This window comes from Parasediminibacterium paludis (assembly GCF_042651445.1).
Classification (GTDB): Bacteria; Bacteroidota; Bacteroidia; order Chitinophagales; family Chitinophagaceae; genus Parasediminibacterium; species Parasediminibacterium paludis.
The window spans coordinates 85726-105271 of record NZ_JBHSDC010000002.1 but is presented as its reverse complement, the minus strand read 5'-3'; the positions used below and the strand labels follow the sequence as shown (position 1 = coordinate 105271).

Below are 19546 nucleotides of genomic sequence, written 5' to 3'. Positions count from 1 at the left end.
AATAACATATAGTAAATTAAAATTACTTTTATTTAAGGATTAATGAAGCTTTTCTTTGTGTCTATCTCCCTATGTGGTAAAATCGTTTAATTACCTCTTCTGCCAAATAATGGCAATGCCACACGAATGCCTGTTGCAGTAGTACCTGCTGCATCAAAGCTTTTAATAGCATCTACTCTTATAACCTTAAAGATATTTTCGATTCCAAAAAACGCCTCGTAATAATGGCTATTTTGATTGATATATAAACCATTACCGCCCATTACAAAAAACCAATTCCATTTGCGTAAGAGTGGGATTTTATTGGTAATCAAGCCGTTTAAATGGTACTCAACATGTGCTTCGCCATAAGTTTTAGCAGTATTGCTGTATTGGTAATACGGCATTAGTTGAAAGCTGCTTAAATAGGTATTTGCCAAAACGGTTTCATTGCCTAAAAAATGGTTATAGTCTATTACTGACAATTTATTGGCATTAATAAAGCCACCTGTAGCTAAACGATAGCTGAATCTACCACCCAGTTTAAAATCTAAATTGTCTGATATAGAGAATTTCCATTTGGTATAATCAACATCACTACCAAATATCGTAGCCAATCCTTTGGTGATATTAAGGTTAAAAGTGGGGTATTTTGATCCAAGCGCTATTTTTCTATCGGGCAGCTCAATGTATTTTGCGCCTGGACGCCAAGTAATATTGACACTTGCAGTAAAAGCCTGATGTGCCGTGATATTACTACTAACTATATTGGTAGGATAATTAGGTGTAAATGCCTTACCTTTTAAACTATCAATGGTGTTTTCTAGCGGTTTTCGGTCTTGAAATTGGGCAGACAAACCAACCGTAAAGCCATCGCCTAAACCTTTGCTATAGCTAATTTTTGCAAAAGCTGCTTCATATATTTTAATATGATTGTGTTGCCAATAATAGGCGGCCAAAGTGTTATTAATGGGGTCTATCGGATTGGCGTTATCCATCTGAAACACTTTTTGCCCAGCGCTAAAGGAAATATTATTGAGGTACTTTTTACCAAAATTATAATCGGTATTCACGTAAGCATTGGCATGTTTATTCGAAAAGCCATATCTCAACACCGGCTCAATAGCTAGATTTTTTCGGCCTTCAAATTGCTTATTGTACTTAATATTATACTCAAAATACCTACCCTCTACTGGATTGTACAATACACCTGCCAAATTAATTAAAGGACTCAGCGTAAGATTTTCTTTTTTGCGTTCTTTACTAAAATTCATGCCCGTAAATAATAACTTATTACTCGTTATTTTATTACGAACCCTGTCTAAACTATCTACATATTTAGGATCTTTTCGCACTTGTTCAAGGCTGTCTTTCTTTTTGTAATCCCTAACCTCCGCTTCCAACAAAGGCACGGGCCTAATACTATCCCAATAGGCCATTGGTTTCTTATTGGCACTATCAAGTATTTTCAAAATGGTGTTGTCAAAAAATTTCTTTTTGAATTGGGGTTCTAGTTCAAAATTTTCATAGACCTGTAAAAAGCTACCAAAAAAATCAAAGCCAAAAATTTTACCAGCAGGTTGTATAAGTTGTTGTTTTATCACCCAAGTATCTTTCATGGGCACATATAGTTGCTCTAATACGAGGGTATCTAATAACTGCATTTGCTGTTCTTTCAAGATACTAAGCTGTACACTTTGCAAGCGCCATTCGTTTTCAATAATAGTAATGTACCCCGAAAAAAGTGGCTCGTACTTGCGTTTGGGTATTACTTTAATACGACTAATTTCTTTGCCATTTTCGTAAAAAGTACCTTCAAAATGGTATTTATAAAAATTTAAGGCATTATCTGCAATCGGCGAAATAAAGCCACGCGGATTTAACCCTCGTCCAATGGGTACAATATTGCTATACAAAGAAATAATAGATGGACTAGCAAAGCCAAAACCACTGCTATTGCCGCTTACTTTGGTAGATAGCACTTCAATCTTGCGGTCTTTACCGTTTTTTGCATATTTAGCCAAGGTTTCAGATAAAAAAATCATTTTGCGCTTACTGGTATCGCCGTCTTCAAAGTCTACTTTTTCGCCCATAAAGTTTTTAGGATAATTGCGCAATTGCAGCTGACCTTTAATGTATACTTGGCATTCAAACTTTTGATTTTCGTTGTCGTAATCGCTGCGTTTTTTTATGGCTTTTCTAATGATGGCGTAGGCAGGATCTTCGGCACCAGTTTTAACCACCACTTCCGATAGCTGGTATTGCTGTTCTGCCAAAACAAAAGCCAGTTCTACGTCAGCGGTGAGGGTTACTGTTTGTGCTACTGATTGGTAGCCCACATGCTGGCATACCAATGTGTATTTACCATTCGGCAAATTGATACTAAACAAGCCCTTGGCATTGGCAGTGGTGGCTTTGGCGGTGCCTTTTACTAATATGGAACTATAAGGTAAGGCATTGCCTTTGGTGTCCTTTACCGAACCCGTAATTGTGCTTGCCCACATATAATAAGGTACCAACAGAAATAGCAGTGAGAAACTTTGTTTCATAAATAATGGTTAACACGAATATACCTTGTAATTGCTTAGCAGATTGTTACACAAATATTAAAATGCGGTACTTGATAGGACAGAATCATTACACCAAATTGGCGTTGATAGGGATCAAACAGCAATACTCAAATAACAAAAAAGCGCTACAAAATTGCAGCGCTTGGTATCGGTATCTAATTTTTAGGATTAACTTCTGCTCAGTTGGTTGCTGGCATCTTTTTCAGATAATTTATTATTGAGGTAAATGCCATAAGCGGTACCCGCTAAAAATGTCACCACACCAATTAATAAAAAAACGATGAATAAAATACTGATATCAAAATCAATAGCCAGAAGACCTGTGAGACTAAAAAGAGATGATTGTTTTCTAATAGTGATAGCTTTTGTAGAAAAATGCTTGCTTGTAAAATTTGGAAAACGCATACAATGTCTTTTTTACTTTTTAAACGAAAAATGGTTGATTTTAGTATGGTCTAGCTGAAATCAGCTTAAATCATAGGTGGATCTTGATTCGGTTTTAAGTAAGTTAGACTTTAAAAAACATTGTTTATCGTTGGATATGGACTTATTTAAATAGCTGTAAACGAAATTGTTATCAAATTATGTGTTATCTCAAAGGTAGTAGATAAAATTATTGTAGGGATTATGGCAACAACAAAAACTAAAATTTTAATCGAATTTTAAGGTTGGTTTTATTAAATTAGGATATTTTTAACGTGTAATTTATACACAATAGTCCATCATCCTCTGTTTTGCCATCCGATTGCTGCACTTAAACTTAGATATATACATATGAAAAAAACACTACTTTTTCTACTAATTATGATTAGTAATTGGGGCTTTGCTCAAAGTAATCACACTGTAAATTTTACTGGTTCAAGTTCGGATTTTAACGGATCTGAGAAGTATAGTGCGCAAGGAAGTGGGCAAAATACTGATTACTATATAACTTTTGATGGAAGTAATTTATATATTGGGGCATTTAGAACCAGTGGTAGTACTTTTGGGTCTACAGATAATTTAGCTATATATATTGATACTGATCCAAATGCAACACCTACAAGTGGAACTGGAACTAGTATTGGGCAAACATACAACGGTGTTTCTGTTTCTCTTCCTTTTTCTGCCAACTATAATGTACATGCGGAACAAAGTTATCAGGAAGCTAGAAGTTTTGGATCATCTTGGGCTAGTACCATTACTGGACCGACATATTATACAACTACTACATCGCGAGAGGTTAAGATACCTTTTAGTAGTATCGGTAGTCCAAATTCTATATATCTTACCATGTGGATGGGGTATATGAATGGTTTTTATTCTAATGCCCCTGGTACAAACATATCTGCAGTTCAAAATCCCACAATTACTAATTATTTTGGTGGGATAGGTCTTAGTAGTGCAGGTTGTATACCTAAAAACATTACCAATACTCCAATAACTGACATTTTAACAAATGGTAACCCAGCAGCAGGTGCAACATATGGTAAAGTATCAATTTCAAGTGGTACAAACACAGCGGCAGGTAATTTTAGTGTTGCATCTGGTGGCTCAATATCAATTACAAGCGGAACACTTACATTAGGTTCTAACACGCTTACTATGGGTGCTGGTAGTACTATTGATAATAGTGGTGGAACATTTGTAACAACAGGAAGTACTTTAAGTAGTTCGGGAGATATAACTTTCTCTGGTACAAGTGCTATAACGCTAAATACTATCTCTCTTACTACTGGTTCAACTGTAAATGTTGCAACCAATACCACAATAAGTACAAATTTTACACTTGGAAGTGGTGCCACGTATAATTTTAGTTTTACAGGAGACAAAACATTTACTACTGCTGGCATTACTACAACAGGCAGTAATATATTAAACTTACTGAACGGCGGTAGTAGCCCTAACTCAAAATTTATTACAACATCAGCACTCTCAATTGGTACAGGTACAACATTTAGTTTAGGAACTAGCGCATTACCATTGCAAGTGAATAGCGACGTTACTTTAAATGGTACAGGTAATCTTACTTTAGGCAGCAATGTGGGTGGAGATATATACTTAACAGGTAATTGGTCAAGAGCCTCAGGCGTAATTACTTTTAATAGTAGAGCCGTAACATTTAATGGCACTGGAACACAAACAATATCCGCAGGTACGCCGCCAAACAATTTTGATTATTTAGCAATAAATAATTCGGGGGGTAATGTACAATTGTTAAATGCAGTAAGTATAGCTAATGATTTACAGTTGTTTACAGGTACGTTAGATTTAAATCAACAAACACTTACACTTAATAATTTTAGTGCGAATATTCAGCTAGGTACTGGAAGTAATACAGCAAGTACAGAGTCTATAATAAGCACTGGTGGAACTGGCACTATAACTATCCCTACTACTAAAACAACGACTATTACAAAAAATGGTAACACAGGTACACCTACTTTCACTTTTGGCAATAATGTATTAGTGGATGTTATAGGCACATTTAACCCAAGTAATATTACAACAATTACTTTTGCAAGTGGTTCAACTCTAAGATTGAGTGGTGGAACCGTATCAAATAACTCACCTTCTTATAGCTCTGGGGCTAATTTAATTTATAACGGATTTGGAAATGCATCAGGTTTTAACCCAAGCAATGTAGGCTTAGAATGGCCAGCATCAAATAGTCCAACAAATATTACTTTGTCTAGTGAATCTAATTCTTTCATTGCTTTAGCATCATCAAGAACAATCACAGGAAATTTTACTTTAGGTACTGGAACTGCTTTAAAAGGTAATAGTACAACACTAACACTTTCTGGCGGTACTAATATTTCACCAACCACATTCTCGAATAGTGGTACTATGTATGGAGAATATAGTTCATCATTACTAAATTTAACCTTCTCGGGTTATACACAACTAAGTGGTACAACAGGTTATCTAGATGCTAAAGCCTACACAATAAGCGGTACTTTAGATTGTGCAAATATTGGACTAAATACTAACTCTAATACTGGAGGAAATGGAAGTGTAACAATTAGTAGTACAGGTACTTTAAAAACAACAAATGTGAATGGATTATATGATGGCACTACAAATAATACTACTATAAGATTTAGTAGTAGTTTGATGAATGCTCCAACTATAAATCCTACTTCAACAGTAGAATATAATGCGGCCTCGGGTAATCAAGTTATTTCACCACTTACATACGGTAATTTAATTCTAAGTGGTGCGGGTTCCAGAACTTTAGGTGGCAGTATAACCGTTACAATAGGTACACTAGCTGTACCTACTGGCATTACTTTAAATACAAATACAAGCTCAAATGTAATTACTGGCATGGTAAATATACAAAGTGGCGCAACCTTTGCCGTAGCACAACCAGGTGGTATTAATGGTGCAGTTTCTAATTCAAGTAGTTCAACTTTTTCTACAAGTGCTAACTATACTTTTAATGGTACTAGTAGCCAAGTATTTGGCGCTGCATTACCAATTACGGTAAATAATTTAACTATTAGCAACGGTAATGCCTCATTGGCTTTAAACGGTAACCAAACAATTACTGGTGCGTTAACTTTAAGTGGTGGTACTAAGCTTGTAATTGGAAGCAATACTTTAACCTTAAACGGTACATTTAGCGGTGATGCAAGCAACTGCTTAAAAACCACTACTGCTTCTAATATATCAATTGGTGGTAGCAGTGCGGTAGGTACATTGTACTTTGACGCTGCAAACAATGCTTTAAACAACTTAGCCATAAACAACAGCTATACTAGCGGCGCAGCTATTACACTAGGCAATGCCCTAAATGTAAGCGGTGTAATTACACCAACTGCTGGTCAGTTAGCCGCAGGCAATAATTTAACACTACTTTCCACTACTAATACTGGTGGCGGTGCAATTGGTGCAGCGACTGGCAACACATTTACAACTAACTATATTACAGGCAGTGTTACAGTACAACGCTATACGCAAGCACAACGTGGCTACCGCACAATTGCCAACCCTTTTAATTCTGCACAAGCACTTAGCCAGTTGACCAACACCATACGCATCACGGGTTTAACTGCTACTAATGGTACTTATGGTGTAAATACTGGTAATCCTTCTGCGTTCTATTACGACCCTACTAAACCTGCTGGTACTTCAAGCGTATTGCAACCAATTACTAGTGCTACAGATGCAAGTCATTGGCCAGTAGGTAGTGCATTATATGTATTTATTCGTGGTAATGGTATGGAAGGCTCTGGTGGCCCAGGATCTGGTAATTATAGTGGCGGTATTAGCCCTGTAACATTAAGCATGTCTGGCGGTACCATTAATCAAGGCAGTATAACAGTCAACCTACCATCTTATACTAGTGCTTCCGCAGATAATTACAACCTTATCGGTAACCCATATCCTTGTCCTGTCAACCTTAAAAATGTAGTTAATATTAGTGGATTTGGAAACGTATACGTTTATGATCCATTAGGCAATACAGGTTTATCTGATAAGTATACCATTCGCGGTGGTTTTCATGTCTACTCAACGAACAGCGATATTATCATTCCAACTTTAGGTGGTTTTTACATTCAGAGTACCGGAACCACACCTACAAGTATTACTTTTAATGAAAGTGATAAAACGACATCTTTAACACCTACTTACACCACTTTTGGAGTAGGTACTACAACACCACATATCCGTTTATCAATCAGCACGACCAATGGCAACGTTGATGACTTGAAATTTGGCTTTAATGCTAACTCTACAGCAATGGCTAAGGATTTTTATGATGCCCCTAAATTGAGCAATAGTTTATTTGATTTTTATAGCTTGTCATCAGATAAACAACGTTTGGCTATAGATTATAGAAACAGCAATACATTAGATAGCATCATTCCATTAGGTATTTCCACCAATATACAGGGTAATTATACACTAAACTTAGCCGAATTATCTGGATTGCCAAACATACAATTAGTATTACGAGACAAACTTTTAAAAACCGAAACCCCATTAAGCCAAGTAGGTGATAGCTATAGCTTTACGATTACAGCCGATACAGCTACAAAAGGTGATAATCGATTTGAGCTAGGCTTGCTAAGTACTACTGTACTGCCTGTAACCATTACAGATATAACAGCGCAATTACAAACCAATAAAACAGTAGCCGTTAATTGGACAAGTGCAACAGAAGTCAACCTTGCTAATTATAATATACAACGCAGTTTAGATGGTACCAACTTTAGCACCATAGGCAAAGTAGCGGCTAAGGGTGCAGGTGCATACAACTATATCGATGACCTTTCATCTATTAATACACAAGCTACAACCCTGTATTATCGCCTAGAAGCAGTAGACAACAATGGTAGCAAATCCTATAGCAAAGTGGTTAATTGTCAATTGGCGGCTACTAGTACATCCATCAATATTTATCCAAATCCTGTACAATCAATTTTACATGCCCAAATAACCGCCACCAATGCAGGTACAGTAAAAATAAGTGTAATAGATGCACAAGGGAAAGTAGTTGCTACGCAAAAAACAACAGTAGTAATAGGCATTAATTCAATAGCAGTGCCAGTTGCACCATTAACAGCAGGTAATTATATGCTAGAAATAGAGAGTGCAAATGGCAAACAACAACAACGTTTTGTAAAGGAATGAGGAAATTGAAAAGTAAATATTGAGCCTAAAATAGATAAAGAACTAGGGGTTAACAATTTTATTAGCTAATCCTTAGTTTAAAATCAAGAATTATCCCCCCCCTAATATATAAAACAAAAAAACTTAACCATGAAAAAACATACCGTATATATTCACCTTGGAATATTTATATGCATTCTAATGCCTCTTGCACTTTTAGCTCAATCCTCACCTGTTCAGGGTGGTGAAGTCGATGCGCCAATTGATGGTGGTTTATCCTTATTGGTGATGGCAGGTGCAGGCTACGGCATTAAAAAGCTGAAAGAACGCAAAGGAGCCGCCAAATAAGAGGAAGAACGTGTAGAAAAATAATAGTTAACAGTCACTTTTTATATCCAGCCATGCCAACCTTTTAAAGGTTGGCATGGCTGTTTTTGGTCAGTGGTACCTAGCCATGTTACAATACCAATCGCCCCAACCCCGAACACATATTAGCAAGTTTCACAGTATCTATGCAAGAAAATCATAACTAGAGGTACATTCTATTAACTTCATTGCGCAAAAAAAGCCATCTGCTGTATTATAACATGGTTTAGAACCTTGATAAATGACAATACTACTACAAGCTATCAATTATCTTTTCTAAACATCCATCGATAGCTTGTAGTAGTATGTTTAGCTATGCACAACAGATAGCACTAACATTAATAGACTTGATTAGAAATAGTTTTGAATTTGATTGCTAGTACCAAAGGTTGAGCATTTGAATTATCCTTAATAAAAAACTATCACTATCATGAAAACATCCTTCATTTTTAAATCGCATAGCGATTATTTTTTGTCTTAGCTAGTTACTAGACGCGCTTTTGGCGCATCCATTCAGTATGACTTGATTGGTTCTATTGGTAGCTAATCGCCATCCTTGGCGTCTATTTATCGGTGCCAGATGTTTATGGCATGCGCTTACATGGGTGGCTTTAAGCATTATTCCCAACATCCTAAAACACTAGATTATGAAAAATCTCGCTTTGCTTGTTTTGTTATTGGTTTCTTTTAAAGCCATTTCACAAGTAACAATCAGCGTGCAACCATCAACTGCGCCTCAAACAGTATGTGTAGGTACGGCTGCGACATCGCTTAGTATCACAGCATCAGGTACTGGATTAACTTATCAATGGTATAGTAACACCGTCAATAATAACACAGGTGGCACTATTATTAATGGCGCTACCAGTAATGCTTATACACCGTCTACAGCAACGGCTGGCACTTTGTATTATTATGCTATTGTTGTAAGTACCGATCTTTCAACGGCAACTAGCCAGGTATCTGGGGCTGTCACTGTTAATGCCTTGCCAACTGCAACATTTACTACTTCGCCATCTGTTGCGTGTTCAGGCTTTCCAGTTCAGTTTAATGGGGCTTCGGCTTGTGCTTCAAACGGTGCACTTAACTTTTCAGGATCAGCTTCTTCGGCACTAAGATCAACCATAACTACACAAATTGATAATATTACCATGGAGGTTTGGGCAAAATGGTCTGGTGGTGTTAATAGCAACAGAGATAATCAAATGATCTTTTATAATGGGCATACTGGTAATGGTGGCTATGGTATTTTAATGGACGCAAATGGTAATTTACAAATATTAATTGGCGGCCTGTCTTATTTGGGCTCATCGCAAAATCTTACCCCAGGGGTATGGTCGCATATTGCCATTGTACGAAATTCGGGTACCTGGTCTTTATATGTAAATGGAGTGCAATATTCAGTGTCGAATAATACCACAACACCAAGATCTCCTACTGTTGCTGGGGGCAATCAAACAATGGTTGGGGTAGACCAAAGTGGTACTGGCCATTTATTTTATGGGGCAATAGATGAAGTGACATTTTGGACAGTTGCGAGAAGTTCGGCTAATATTCAAGCTGATATGACCGCCAGTAGTGTAAGCCCTCAAAGCGGTCTATTGGCTTATTGGAACTTTAATGAGGGTACAGGCACTACCGCAAATGATGGTAGTGGTAATGCCTATGGTTTAACCTTAACTGGCACCAATTGGTTAACTGCAGGTGCGCCTACGGGCGCTACTTATGCTTGGGATTTTGGCGGTGGTGCATCCGCTAATTTGGGTAGTACTGCATACACTTACTCCACTTCTGGCACAAAAAATATTTCTTTAGCAGTAACCGATTTAACCACAGGCTGTGTTTCGAGTACGACCAATGCTATTATAGTAAATCTGTCGCCAACAGCCAACATTAGCGGTACGGCAACAGCCTGTAATACCGTTAGTTTAACCGCAAGTGGCGGTGCTACTTATGCCTGGAGCGGTGGCAATTCAACCAATACAGCTACCAATACATTTAGTACATCTAATACTTATACTGTTACCGTTACCGATGCCATTGGTTGTACAGCAACGGCAAGCCAAGCAGTAACTGTTAATCCATTACCTACTGCACCCATTAACGGGCCAGTAGCTAGTACTGCTGCGTTTGTTACTTCTGGATTGAGCTTGCCTTATAGCGTAGCAAAAGACGCTAGTGGTAACCTATATGTTGCAAACTATGGTACAAATAGTATAAGCAAAGTAAATACAAGCGGTTCCGTTACAAGTTTTGTATCTTCTGGTCTAAATCGTCCTTCGGCTCTGGCATTTGATGTTTCTGGAAATTTATTTGTAGCAAATTATTTTGGTAATAGTATTAGTAAAGTAAGTAAAAGTGGCGTTGTTACAAGTTTTGCTAGTTCCGGCATGTCAAGCCCATCTAGCTTAGCATTTGATGGTTCTGGCAATTTATATGTAGCAAATTTTAATGGTAATAGTATAATTAAGGTTAGTACAAATGGTACTGTTACGAGTTTTGTTTCTTCTGGATTAAATCGTCCTTCGGCTTTGGCATTTGATAGTTCTGGCAATTTATACGTTGCAAATTATAATGGCAATAGTATTAGTCAAGTTAGTGCCAATGGTACGGTTACAAGTTTTGTAAGCGCTGGCTTATCAAGCCCTGCCGGGCTTGCATTTGATAGTTTTGGCAATTTATACGTTTCTAACTACGGTAATAGTACCATTAGTAAGGTAAGTAAAGAAGGGACAGTTACAAACTTTGCTATAACTGGCCTCAACCGTCCAAGGGGCATTTTATATGATAATACCGCTAACTTATTTTATGTTGCCAACTATTCTGGTAGCAGCGTTTCTAAAATTACACCACCAGCCAATTATGTGCCATCCGTGTGTAATACTGGAACTGTTACTTTAATAGCAACTCCGAATACCAATGAAACCATAGATTGGTATTCGGCGGCATCTGGTGGCTCCGTTTTACTTTCTGGTTCAAATAGTTTTACAACCCCAACCTTATCTACCACTACCACTTATTATGCAGAAGCAAGAAACACTATTACTGGTTGTGTTTCTGCCACTAGAACCGCCTTAACTGCCACTGTGAATAATTGTCCCATCACTTGGATGGGCGGCACGAGTTCTGACTTCAACGATCCTAGTAACTGGAGCAGCGGTACGGTACCTAATGTAGTGAATGATTTTATTGTAGCAAGCAGTGCGAATAACCCTATCATTACTGGTACATATGCAGTAAATAATTTCACTATTAATTCGGGTGCAAGCCTTACGGTCACAGGCACGATAAAAATAGCCGGTAGCGTGACCAATAATGGCACATTAACAGCCACATCGGGCACTGTAGAATTTAATGGCAGCACAGCGCAAACAATACCAGCTAATACTTTTAGCAGTAATACAGTACAAAATCTTACTATTAATAATACGGCTGGCGTAACATTAGGCGGTACGCTCAACCTAACTGGTGTGTTAACGCCAACGGCAGGGACACTTACTACGGGCGGTTTTTTAACTTTAACATCTACAACTATTAGTGGTGGTGGTGCCATTGGGCAAGGCAATAGTAGTGGCGGTTATATTAGTGGGACAGTCAATGTACAACGCTTCACCCAAGCACAGCGAGGCTACCGCACCATTGCCAATCCTTTTACAACCGCACAGTCGCTGAACCAATTGACCAATATTATCCGGGTAACTGGCTTAACAACTGCCACAGGTACTGGTACTTATGCAGTAAGTAGCGGTAATCCGTCGGCTTTCTATTACGATCCTACCAAACCTGCTGGCACATCTAGTGTGTTGCAACCCATTAGAGATGCCAATTCTACAGCCTATTGGCCAGTAGGTAGTGCACTCTATGTGTTTGTAAGGGGCAATGGTATGGAGGGTGCTGGCGGTCCAGGCGTGGGCAATTACAGCAGTGGTACTATCAGCCCAGTTACTTTGGGTATGGCTGGGGGTAGTATTAATCAAGGTCCTGTTACTGTAAACTTAACTTATGGGGATGGCACTACCGATAATTTTAACTTGATTGGTAACCCTTACCCTTGTCCTATCAATCTTAAAAACGTAACTGGAATAAGTAGTTTTGGAACCGTATATGTATATGATCCTGTAGCCAATACAGGCTTGACAGACTCATATACCATGCGTGGTGGCTTCCATAGTTATAGTAATGATGGTTCTACTGATATTATCATCCCAAGTCTTGGTGGCTTTTATATAAAAGCAACTGGTACAGGGCAAAGTATCACATTCAACGAGAGCGATAAAGCCACAGCCACAACACCTACCTATACTATTTTTGGTAATAACCAACCAACACCACGCATCCGGTTAGCTATTGGCACAGTAAATGGCAATGTAGATGATTTGAAATTTGGCTTTAATGCCAATTCCACTGCGTTAGCACACGACTTTTTCGATGCCCCTAAATTGAGTAATAGTTTATTCGATTTTTATAGCTTGTCAGCAGACAAACAACGTTTATCCATTGATTATAGAAATAGTGCCCAACTCGATAGCATTATTCCATTAGGTATTGCTACTAGTGTTACAGGTACGTATGCACTTCGTTTGGCCGAACTTTCTGGCTTACCAAACACACAAGTAGTATTAATAGACAAATACTTAAAAACAAAAACGGTTCTAAGCCAAGTGGGTGATAGCTACAGCTTTATTATTACAGCAGATACCGCTACCAAAAGTGAGAATCGATTTGAAATAAGCTTATTAAGTACCACAGTATTACCTGTAACTATTACAGATATTACCGCACAATTACAAAACAACAAAACAGTAGCCGTTCGCTGGACAAGTGCGACAGAAGTTAACTTGGCTAGTTATAACCTGCAACGCAGCCTTGATGGTAGCAACTTTAACACAGTCAATAAACTAACTGCAACAGGTTCTGGTAACTATATTTATAACGATGATTTATCATTTCTCCATCCTTTACCTTCAACTGTTTACTACCGCCTACAAAGTGTAGATAACAATGCCAACAGCACTTATAGCAAAGTGGTAAGTTGTTCGTTGTTCAATAGTGATAAGCAGGCATTAACCATTTATCCAAACCCAGTACAAGCCACTTTATTGGCACAAGTAACAGTAGCCAAAGCAGGTGCTGTACAATTACGGGTACTAGATGCACAAGGCAAGGTAGTAACAACACAAAAAACACAATTACCAACAGGTACCACATCGATATCTATACCAATTACGCAATTAACTGTTGGTAATTATGTATTAGAAATACAAACGGCAGAAGGGAAACAAATACAACGTTTTGTGAAGGAATAATTTAAGTAAAAGGTGGGTTGTGAATAGCGAACCTACAACTCTAATCCTCGGACGTAAAACACAAACTACCAAACAAATAACCCTTATTGGCTATACCTAAAAAACAAGACTATGAAAAAACAGACCCTTTTTATTTACTTAGCAATGTTTGTTAGTATTTTAATGCCGCTGGTAGCTTTGGCACAAGTTGAAGGGACTGATCCTGATGCGCCAATCGATGGTGGTTTATCCTTATTGGTTATGGCAGGCGCAGGCTATGGCATTAAAAAGCTGAAGGAAAAAAGGGTTAAACAAGAAAAATAAAGTTGGTAGATGCTACAAGGCGCAGTTTATTAATAAGAAGGTTCTGTATCTTGCGTATTTAGTCTACTTAATGAAATATAGCTATGATAATAGTGAAGGACATACAAGCGCTTTGGCATCAAACGCCTGTAGTAGCCAGAAAATTTTTAATAAAAGGGTTCCTGCTATTATTATTATGGCAGATAATCAATATAGGCTACCTAGAGCCACATAGAATCTTTGACGGTACCATCACCAATTTTACAACAGTAACCATCGTAAAAGTTTTAGAGCAGTTTTATACTACAGGCAGTTTTACTTATCAAGCATTAAGCCATGATGCTCGTGTGTTATATAATGGACAATCTGTATTTCGAATTTCAGATGCTTGCAATGCCTTATCTGTATTCGTAGATTTTGCCATATTTATTATTGTTTATCCAAATAGTGTAGGGCGGAAGATAAACTTTATCGTTTTAGGGGCTATCAGTATTTTTTTAATGAATGTCTTGAGATGTGTATTATTAGCTACGTTGTATATCTCACACAGTACATCGGTTAATGTGATGCACCATTATGTCTTCAGCACAATTGTGTACGCTTTTGTATTATTTTTATGGATAATTTTTACTCGAAAAAAATCTGTTACCGCAGATGCAGCAATATAGACAACCATTCTTGGCTCTTTTGGGTATTACAGTCGTGATCACCGTGACTGATTTAGCCATTAAAGGCGGTCTTTTTAATACCACACTATTAAGCGAACCATTAAAAAATAGCATTCAGATAGTTTTACTCGGTTTAGTATTTATCATAGGTAGATGGGGATTACAAGATAAAGAACGACTGCTGAGATACCAATGGTATCAAATACTTTATATCCTTTCAATCTTAGTTTGTATAATAGCGGCTATTGTAGATTATGCTTTATATGATGTATTGCATTTTACAGAACACCACTCACTTAAGCTGCTAAAGCATGTATTGATGAGTCCTATTTTTTACCTCGCATTTATCTTTATAGATAAATTAGTACCTACAAAACAATAAATTGTAGAAATTTAGATCAGTAGCTTTCAGTTTCGCTGTTATTTTTTACCAAATATCACAAAAGTACATAATAAAGGAGCGCCCAACCACTAAAAAAAGCGTTAGGGTTGAGGGGGTTGATGGCTTCTCGGTATTTAGTAATAAAACAATCTCATGAGAAGCATGAAGCCATCCAAACTTTGTGCCTATGTTTGTTTTATTACGCAAATAGAAATGAGATGGCTTATTAACTCTCAAAAAATGAAGCAACTTTAAGCAGACGATAATGCCAGTTTTAGTTTTTTTTTCTGGTATAGCTCCCTGTTAATGCACCAAAACCTGCTATTAAGCCACCCACTAGGCCAGTGATAACAATCAACAATGTAGTATTGCCTTTTAAGGGTAAAATATTAGCCACTTTGGTAGATAAAATATGTTCATTAGGTACATCTTTTACAATAGCTAATAGGCACCACAACACGAACACTGCAAGAAAACCAGCAGCAAAAGCTTTAAAAGGCTTTTGGGAAATGACCATAGCTACAATGATAGCACAAAAAACAAAGCTATACCAAGGTAAAAATGTAAAAAGACCAACTGCATAGCTTAATAAAGCCGTTACAATAATGGCAAGTATAAATTTCATAATATAATTAGTTTGGAGTTTTAAGTCGTTGATTATAGGTTTGATGTTGTGAGTTTTATGTCCCTTTTTGATCTTCCTTTTTCAGTATTGAGCTTTCTTTTTTTACCTTTATGCGTTACTAAAAGTCATATGCCACTTTACACGATTATTTGTAGCTACTTCTACTTTTTTGATAAATAATAAAGGATAATATTTGCCTGCAGCCCAGTAGTCGATAAAAGTGTCGTAATATTTACTGCCAAGGTTGCCGCTTTGTCCGCCTGGATATAAGCCATAAGCTTCTATTGTATCGGTTAAATGTACAATCATGCGCCAGCTTGGGCCGTGGTCTGGCTTGGTAGCGTTAATACTATAACTACCTCCACCATTGATAACGTGCAATCTACTCAAAGCATCTATTTTAGTAAAGTGTGCTACTTTGGTATCTTTAAAATTTCCCCAAACCAACATATTGTCTTTATCCAAAGTTACGGCCAATTTTACAACCCGTTTAAATGCATCTAATGCCACATCAGCCATGGTTTCTTTTACATTTGGCGTGTTAATATTATCAGCAAATGCATAATTGCCTTTACCCTTAATTAAGGCTTCAAGCAAGGTACTTTCGTAGGGTCTTCGCAATGGTAATGTACTTAATGCATATTCATCATTATACACCAATGTCATTGTAGTATCCCACCAATTTTTAAAAATAGTAGCAGCTTTTGACTCAGGTGTGTTTTTTAAATCCCAAGATGTCACCAAATCAAAATACTGTTTTTCTTCGGGGCTCAATTTTGATACATTTATTAGAGGTAACATTACTGGTATTGCTTCTTGTGCCAGCATATTATCATTATTCGTCTGCATTAATTGCATATCACCAACCGTAATATTTTGCATGGCTGCCAATTTTTTATTGATAATTAAACCCCGATAGATAGGAAAATTACCTGCTTCACCTAAATAGTAAGGATAGGTTCTATCAACTGCCATTTGGTTGGCACTACTTACAAAACCTCTCGCTGGATTATACATTTGTGGATTTTCTGCGTTGGGGATGGTACCTTGCCACAAATAACTACTATCGGTTCCTGGCATTACAAACTCCCCTTGGTGTGGCCATTTGGCTACAAAAGCACCTTGCTGACGAATGGCAATATCACCTGTTTTAGATGCAAATACAAAGTTTTGGCCTGGGCATTGATAAGTTGATATCGCATCTATATAATCCTGATAATTCTTGGCTCTATCTAATTTGTAAAATGTTCGTAGTTCGTTACTAGCGTCGTGTGCTTTCCATTTTACCGCATAACATTTATCTGTTTTATTAATGGCTGGATAATGTTTATCATACATCACTGGCCCAAACACTGTCATAGCGATGGTTTCAACATCATCTGTCTTACCTTTCACCTTAATAATTTCCTTTCTAAATTCAGTTTTTTTCCAAGCACCATTGAACCAATAGTCTTGCATGGTACTATCTTTAAATTGAATTTCGTAAAAGTCTTTAACGTCTCTGCCAGCATTGGTAACACCCCAAGCACAATTATCATTAAAACCTATAATTACAGCAGGCGAGCCAGGAAAAGAGGCACCATAAGTACTGTGTGATGGTGTGGTTATTTGAACCTCATACCATAGAGAAGGCAGGTTTAGACCCAAATGGGGATCGTTGCACAAAATAGGTCTGCCACTTTTGGTTTTACTACCAGCCACAGCCCAGTTATTACTACCATTGTCTTTATCTGGAACTACAGGTAAATTAACTTTAAACGAATCGCTATGGCCAATATATAAGCTATCATAGCTCGCAGGCAATTTTACATTAATACTCGGCTTCTGAAAAGTGGTACCTTTAGGTACAATTGGGTCTAGCGAATCCATAGCATCTGGAAACAGTTGGCGATAGGTTTCAATACCAAAAAAGTTTTTTGTATTGGTATGTAAAAAATCGTCTTCACCACCACCTGCAAGGTCAAAACTCATCAGTTTTAAAAACAAAGCCGATTTTAGGTTTGTCCAAGGTTCTGGTTTATAATTCATCAATTTATACTCAAAAGGAATATCAGTAGGCTTCAACTGATTAATATAACTATTAATACCAGCCGTATAGGCGTCCATCATAGTTTTGGTTTCTGCATCTGCTTCCATGGCTTTCAAACTATTTTCAGCGCCATACAGCAACCCCAATCTGCGCAAATATTTATCAGTGGGTAATTTGCTTTCATCAGTGATTTCACTCAATCTACCAGCAGCGATATAGGTTTGAAATTCCATTTGCCATAACCTAAATTTGGCATGTAAAAAACCTTGTACAAAGTAGGCATCTGCATCATTGTCAGCATAAATATGAGGCACCAATCGGTCGTCAAAATATACCTCAGTTGTATTTTTAATACCTTCTATATTAATATTATCATTAAACGACACATTTGTTGGTTCTGCATTTTGCCAAAAGCCTGTTTGTGGTGAGAGAAAATACCCCAAGCGTGGCGACTTGGTTTTGCCCAAAGGCAATTGCACATTCAATATTGTGACAAAAAAAAACGTTACCAAAGCAGAGATTGTAAAGGGTATGTAGCGCATAGCAATCAATTAAGGCGCTGAAAATACAAAAAAGCCAATTAGAAAAACAAGAAAACTATAAAAACAAAAATCCCCAACAACTTGCGTTATTGGGGATTTTTAAACTATGTAAGTAAGTACTAAAATTATTTAATTTCAACTTCAGCACCTGCTTCTTTCAATTTAGCAGCGATTTCATCAGCTTCTGCTTTAGATACACCTTCTTTAACTGCTTTAGGAGCGCCATCAACTAAATCTTTCGCTTCTTTCAAACCTAAGCCAGAAAGATCTTTAACGATTTTAACAACACCTAATTTGCTTGCACCAGCGTTAACTAAGATAACGTCAAATGCAGTTTTTTCTTCTACTACTTCAGCAGCAGCAGCAGCAGGACCTGCTACAACAGCAGCAGCAGCTGGTTCGATACCGTACTCAGTTTTTAAAATGTTTGCTAACTCTTGTACGTCTTTTACGGTTAAGCTTACTAAACTTTCAGCTAAGGCTTTAATGTCTGCCATAATGTTTAATTTTTTCCGGCTTCATGTTCGTTATTAGCGAATCCGACGGAGGTTTAAAAAAATTTAAAAATGCCGTTTTGTAAAACCATCTGGCCAGGTAAATATAAAATTTTTTGTCAAAACTATTCTGCCGCTGCAACTTCTGTTGTAGCTTCCGCTTTGCCTTCGTGGTGGTGCAATAAAGCAGCCAATACACGTTTAGCAGGGCTTTGTAATAAACCAATCACTTCACCAATTAATTCATTTTTAGTTTTAATACTAGTCAATGCAGTTAATTGATTATCGCCTACAAACACATCACCATTGATATAAGCAGCTTTTAAAACTGGCTTTTCACCTTTGGTATCCTTGCGGAAAGAAGAGATAATTAAAGCTGGTTCTTTAGGATTTTCAGAAAACATCAATGCGGTTACTTTATGCAAACTGTCATAGACACCTGCATATTTTTCTGCATCTAAGCCTTCTAAAGCTTTTTTAATTAAAGTGTTTTTTGCCACTTTCATTTCTACCTGTTTGTTAAAACAAGTACGGCGTAATTGACCAACTTGTGCAACAGTTAAGGCTTCTGTATCAGTAACATAAAAGTTACTATATTGACTGAATTTCTCTTTAAGAACTTCAATCACTTCATTTTTTTCTTGTTTAGTCATAACTAATTTTTATTGGAAACCCGGGTCACTTTATAGCTGTTGCCAGCAA

The 19546-nt window shown here is 37.3% G+C and carries 12 protein-coding genes; 6 read left to right on the top strand and 6 right to left on the bottom strand.

Going from position 1 to position 19546, the window contains the following annotated elements; all coding sequences use genetic code 11:
* Window positions 1-86: 86 nt before the first annotated feature.
* A complete protein-coding gene (locus tag ACFOW1_RS00965; RefSeq protein ID WP_379011596.1) occupies window positions 87-2528 on the bottom strand; it encodes a DUF5686 and carboxypeptidase regulatory-like domain-containing protein in 2442 nt (813 codons plus the stop codon).
* 189 nt (window positions 2529-2717) lie between these two features.
* Complete coding sequence (locus ACFOW1_RS00960) at window positions 2718-2954, bottom strand: hypothetical protein (protein WP_379011595.1); 237 nt, start codon at window positions 2952-2954, stop codon at window positions 2718-2720.
* A gap of 369 nt (window positions 2955-3323) precedes the next feature.
* On the opposite strand from ACFOW1_RS00960, the gene ACFOW1_RS00955 reads away from it, so the two are divergent.
* From ACFOW1_RS00955 to ACFOW1_RS00930, 6 genes are all read left to right on the top strand, one after another.
* On the top strand, window positions 3324-8171 hold the full coding sequence (locus ACFOW1_RS00955; RefSeq protein WP_379011594.1) for a beta strand repeat-containing protein: 4848 nt from the start codon (window positions 3324-3326) through the stop codon (window positions 8169-8171).
* Between the two features lie 129 nt (window positions 8172-8300).
* Window positions 8301-8498 carry a PID-CTERM protein-sorting domain-containing protein gene (locus ACFOW1_RS00950; RefSeq protein WP_379011591.1) on the top strand — a complete coding sequence of 66 codons (198 nt, stop codon included), beginning with the start codon at window positions 8301-8303 and terminating at the stop codon, window positions 8496-8498.
* Between the two features lie 665 nt (window positions 8499-9163).
* A complete protein-coding gene (locus tag ACFOW1_RS00945; protein ID WP_379011589.1) occupies window positions 9164-13822 on the top strand; it encodes a virginiamycin B lyase family protein in 4659 nt (1552 codons plus the stop codon).
* Between the two features lie 111 nt (window positions 13823-13933).
* Window positions 13934-14125 (top strand): PID-CTERM protein-sorting domain-containing protein, encoded by a 192-nt coding sequence (locus tag ACFOW1_RS00940; RefSeq protein WP_379011588.1) that lies wholly within the window; start codon window positions 13934-13936, stop codon window positions 14123-14125.
* Window positions 14126-14208: 83 nt separating this feature from the next.
* Entirely contained in the window at window positions 14209-14772 is a 564-nt protein-coding gene (locus ACFOW1_RS00935; protein WP_379011585.1) for a hypothetical protein, read from the top strand.
* Window positions 14759-15154, top strand: a complete 396-nt coding sequence (locus ACFOW1_RS00930; RefSeq protein WP_379011584.1) for a hypothetical protein — start codon at window positions 14759-14761, stop codon at window positions 15152-15154. The genes ACFOW1_RS00935 and ACFOW1_RS00930 overlap by 14 nt, the downstream gene beginning before the upstream one ends.
* 274 nt (window positions 15155-15428) lie before the next feature.
* On the opposite strand, the gene ACFOW1_RS00925 is transcribed toward ACFOW1_RS00930, so the two are convergent.
* The 4 genes from ACFOW1_RS00925 to rplJ form a co-directional block, all read right to left on the bottom strand.
* Window positions 15429-15779, bottom strand: coding sequence for a hypothetical protein (locus ACFOW1_RS00925; RefSeq protein WP_379011583.1), 351 nt, complete (start codon window positions 15777-15779; stop codon window positions 15429-15431).
* A gap of 108 nt (window positions 15780-15887) precedes the next feature.
* On the bottom strand, window positions 15888-18350 hold the full coding sequence (locus ACFOW1_RS00920; protein ID WP_379011581.1) for a penicillin acylase family protein: 2463 nt from the start codon (window positions 18348-18350) through the stop codon (window positions 15888-15890).
* Between the two features lie 125 nt (window positions 18351-18475).
* A complete protein-coding gene (rplL, locus tag ACFOW1_RS00915; protein WP_379011579.1) occupies window positions 18476-18847 on the bottom strand; it encodes a 50S ribosomal protein L7/L12 in 372 nt (123 codons plus the stop codon).
* Between the two features lie 122 nt (window positions 18848-18969).
* The gene (gene rplJ, locus ACFOW1_RS00910; protein ID WP_379011578.1) at window positions 18970-19497 is read right to left on the bottom strand and encodes a 50S ribosomal protein L10; all 528 of its coding nucleotides are present in this window, start codon (window positions 19495-19497) and stop codon (window positions 18970-18972) included.
* Window positions 19498-19546: the final 49 nt, after the last annotated feature.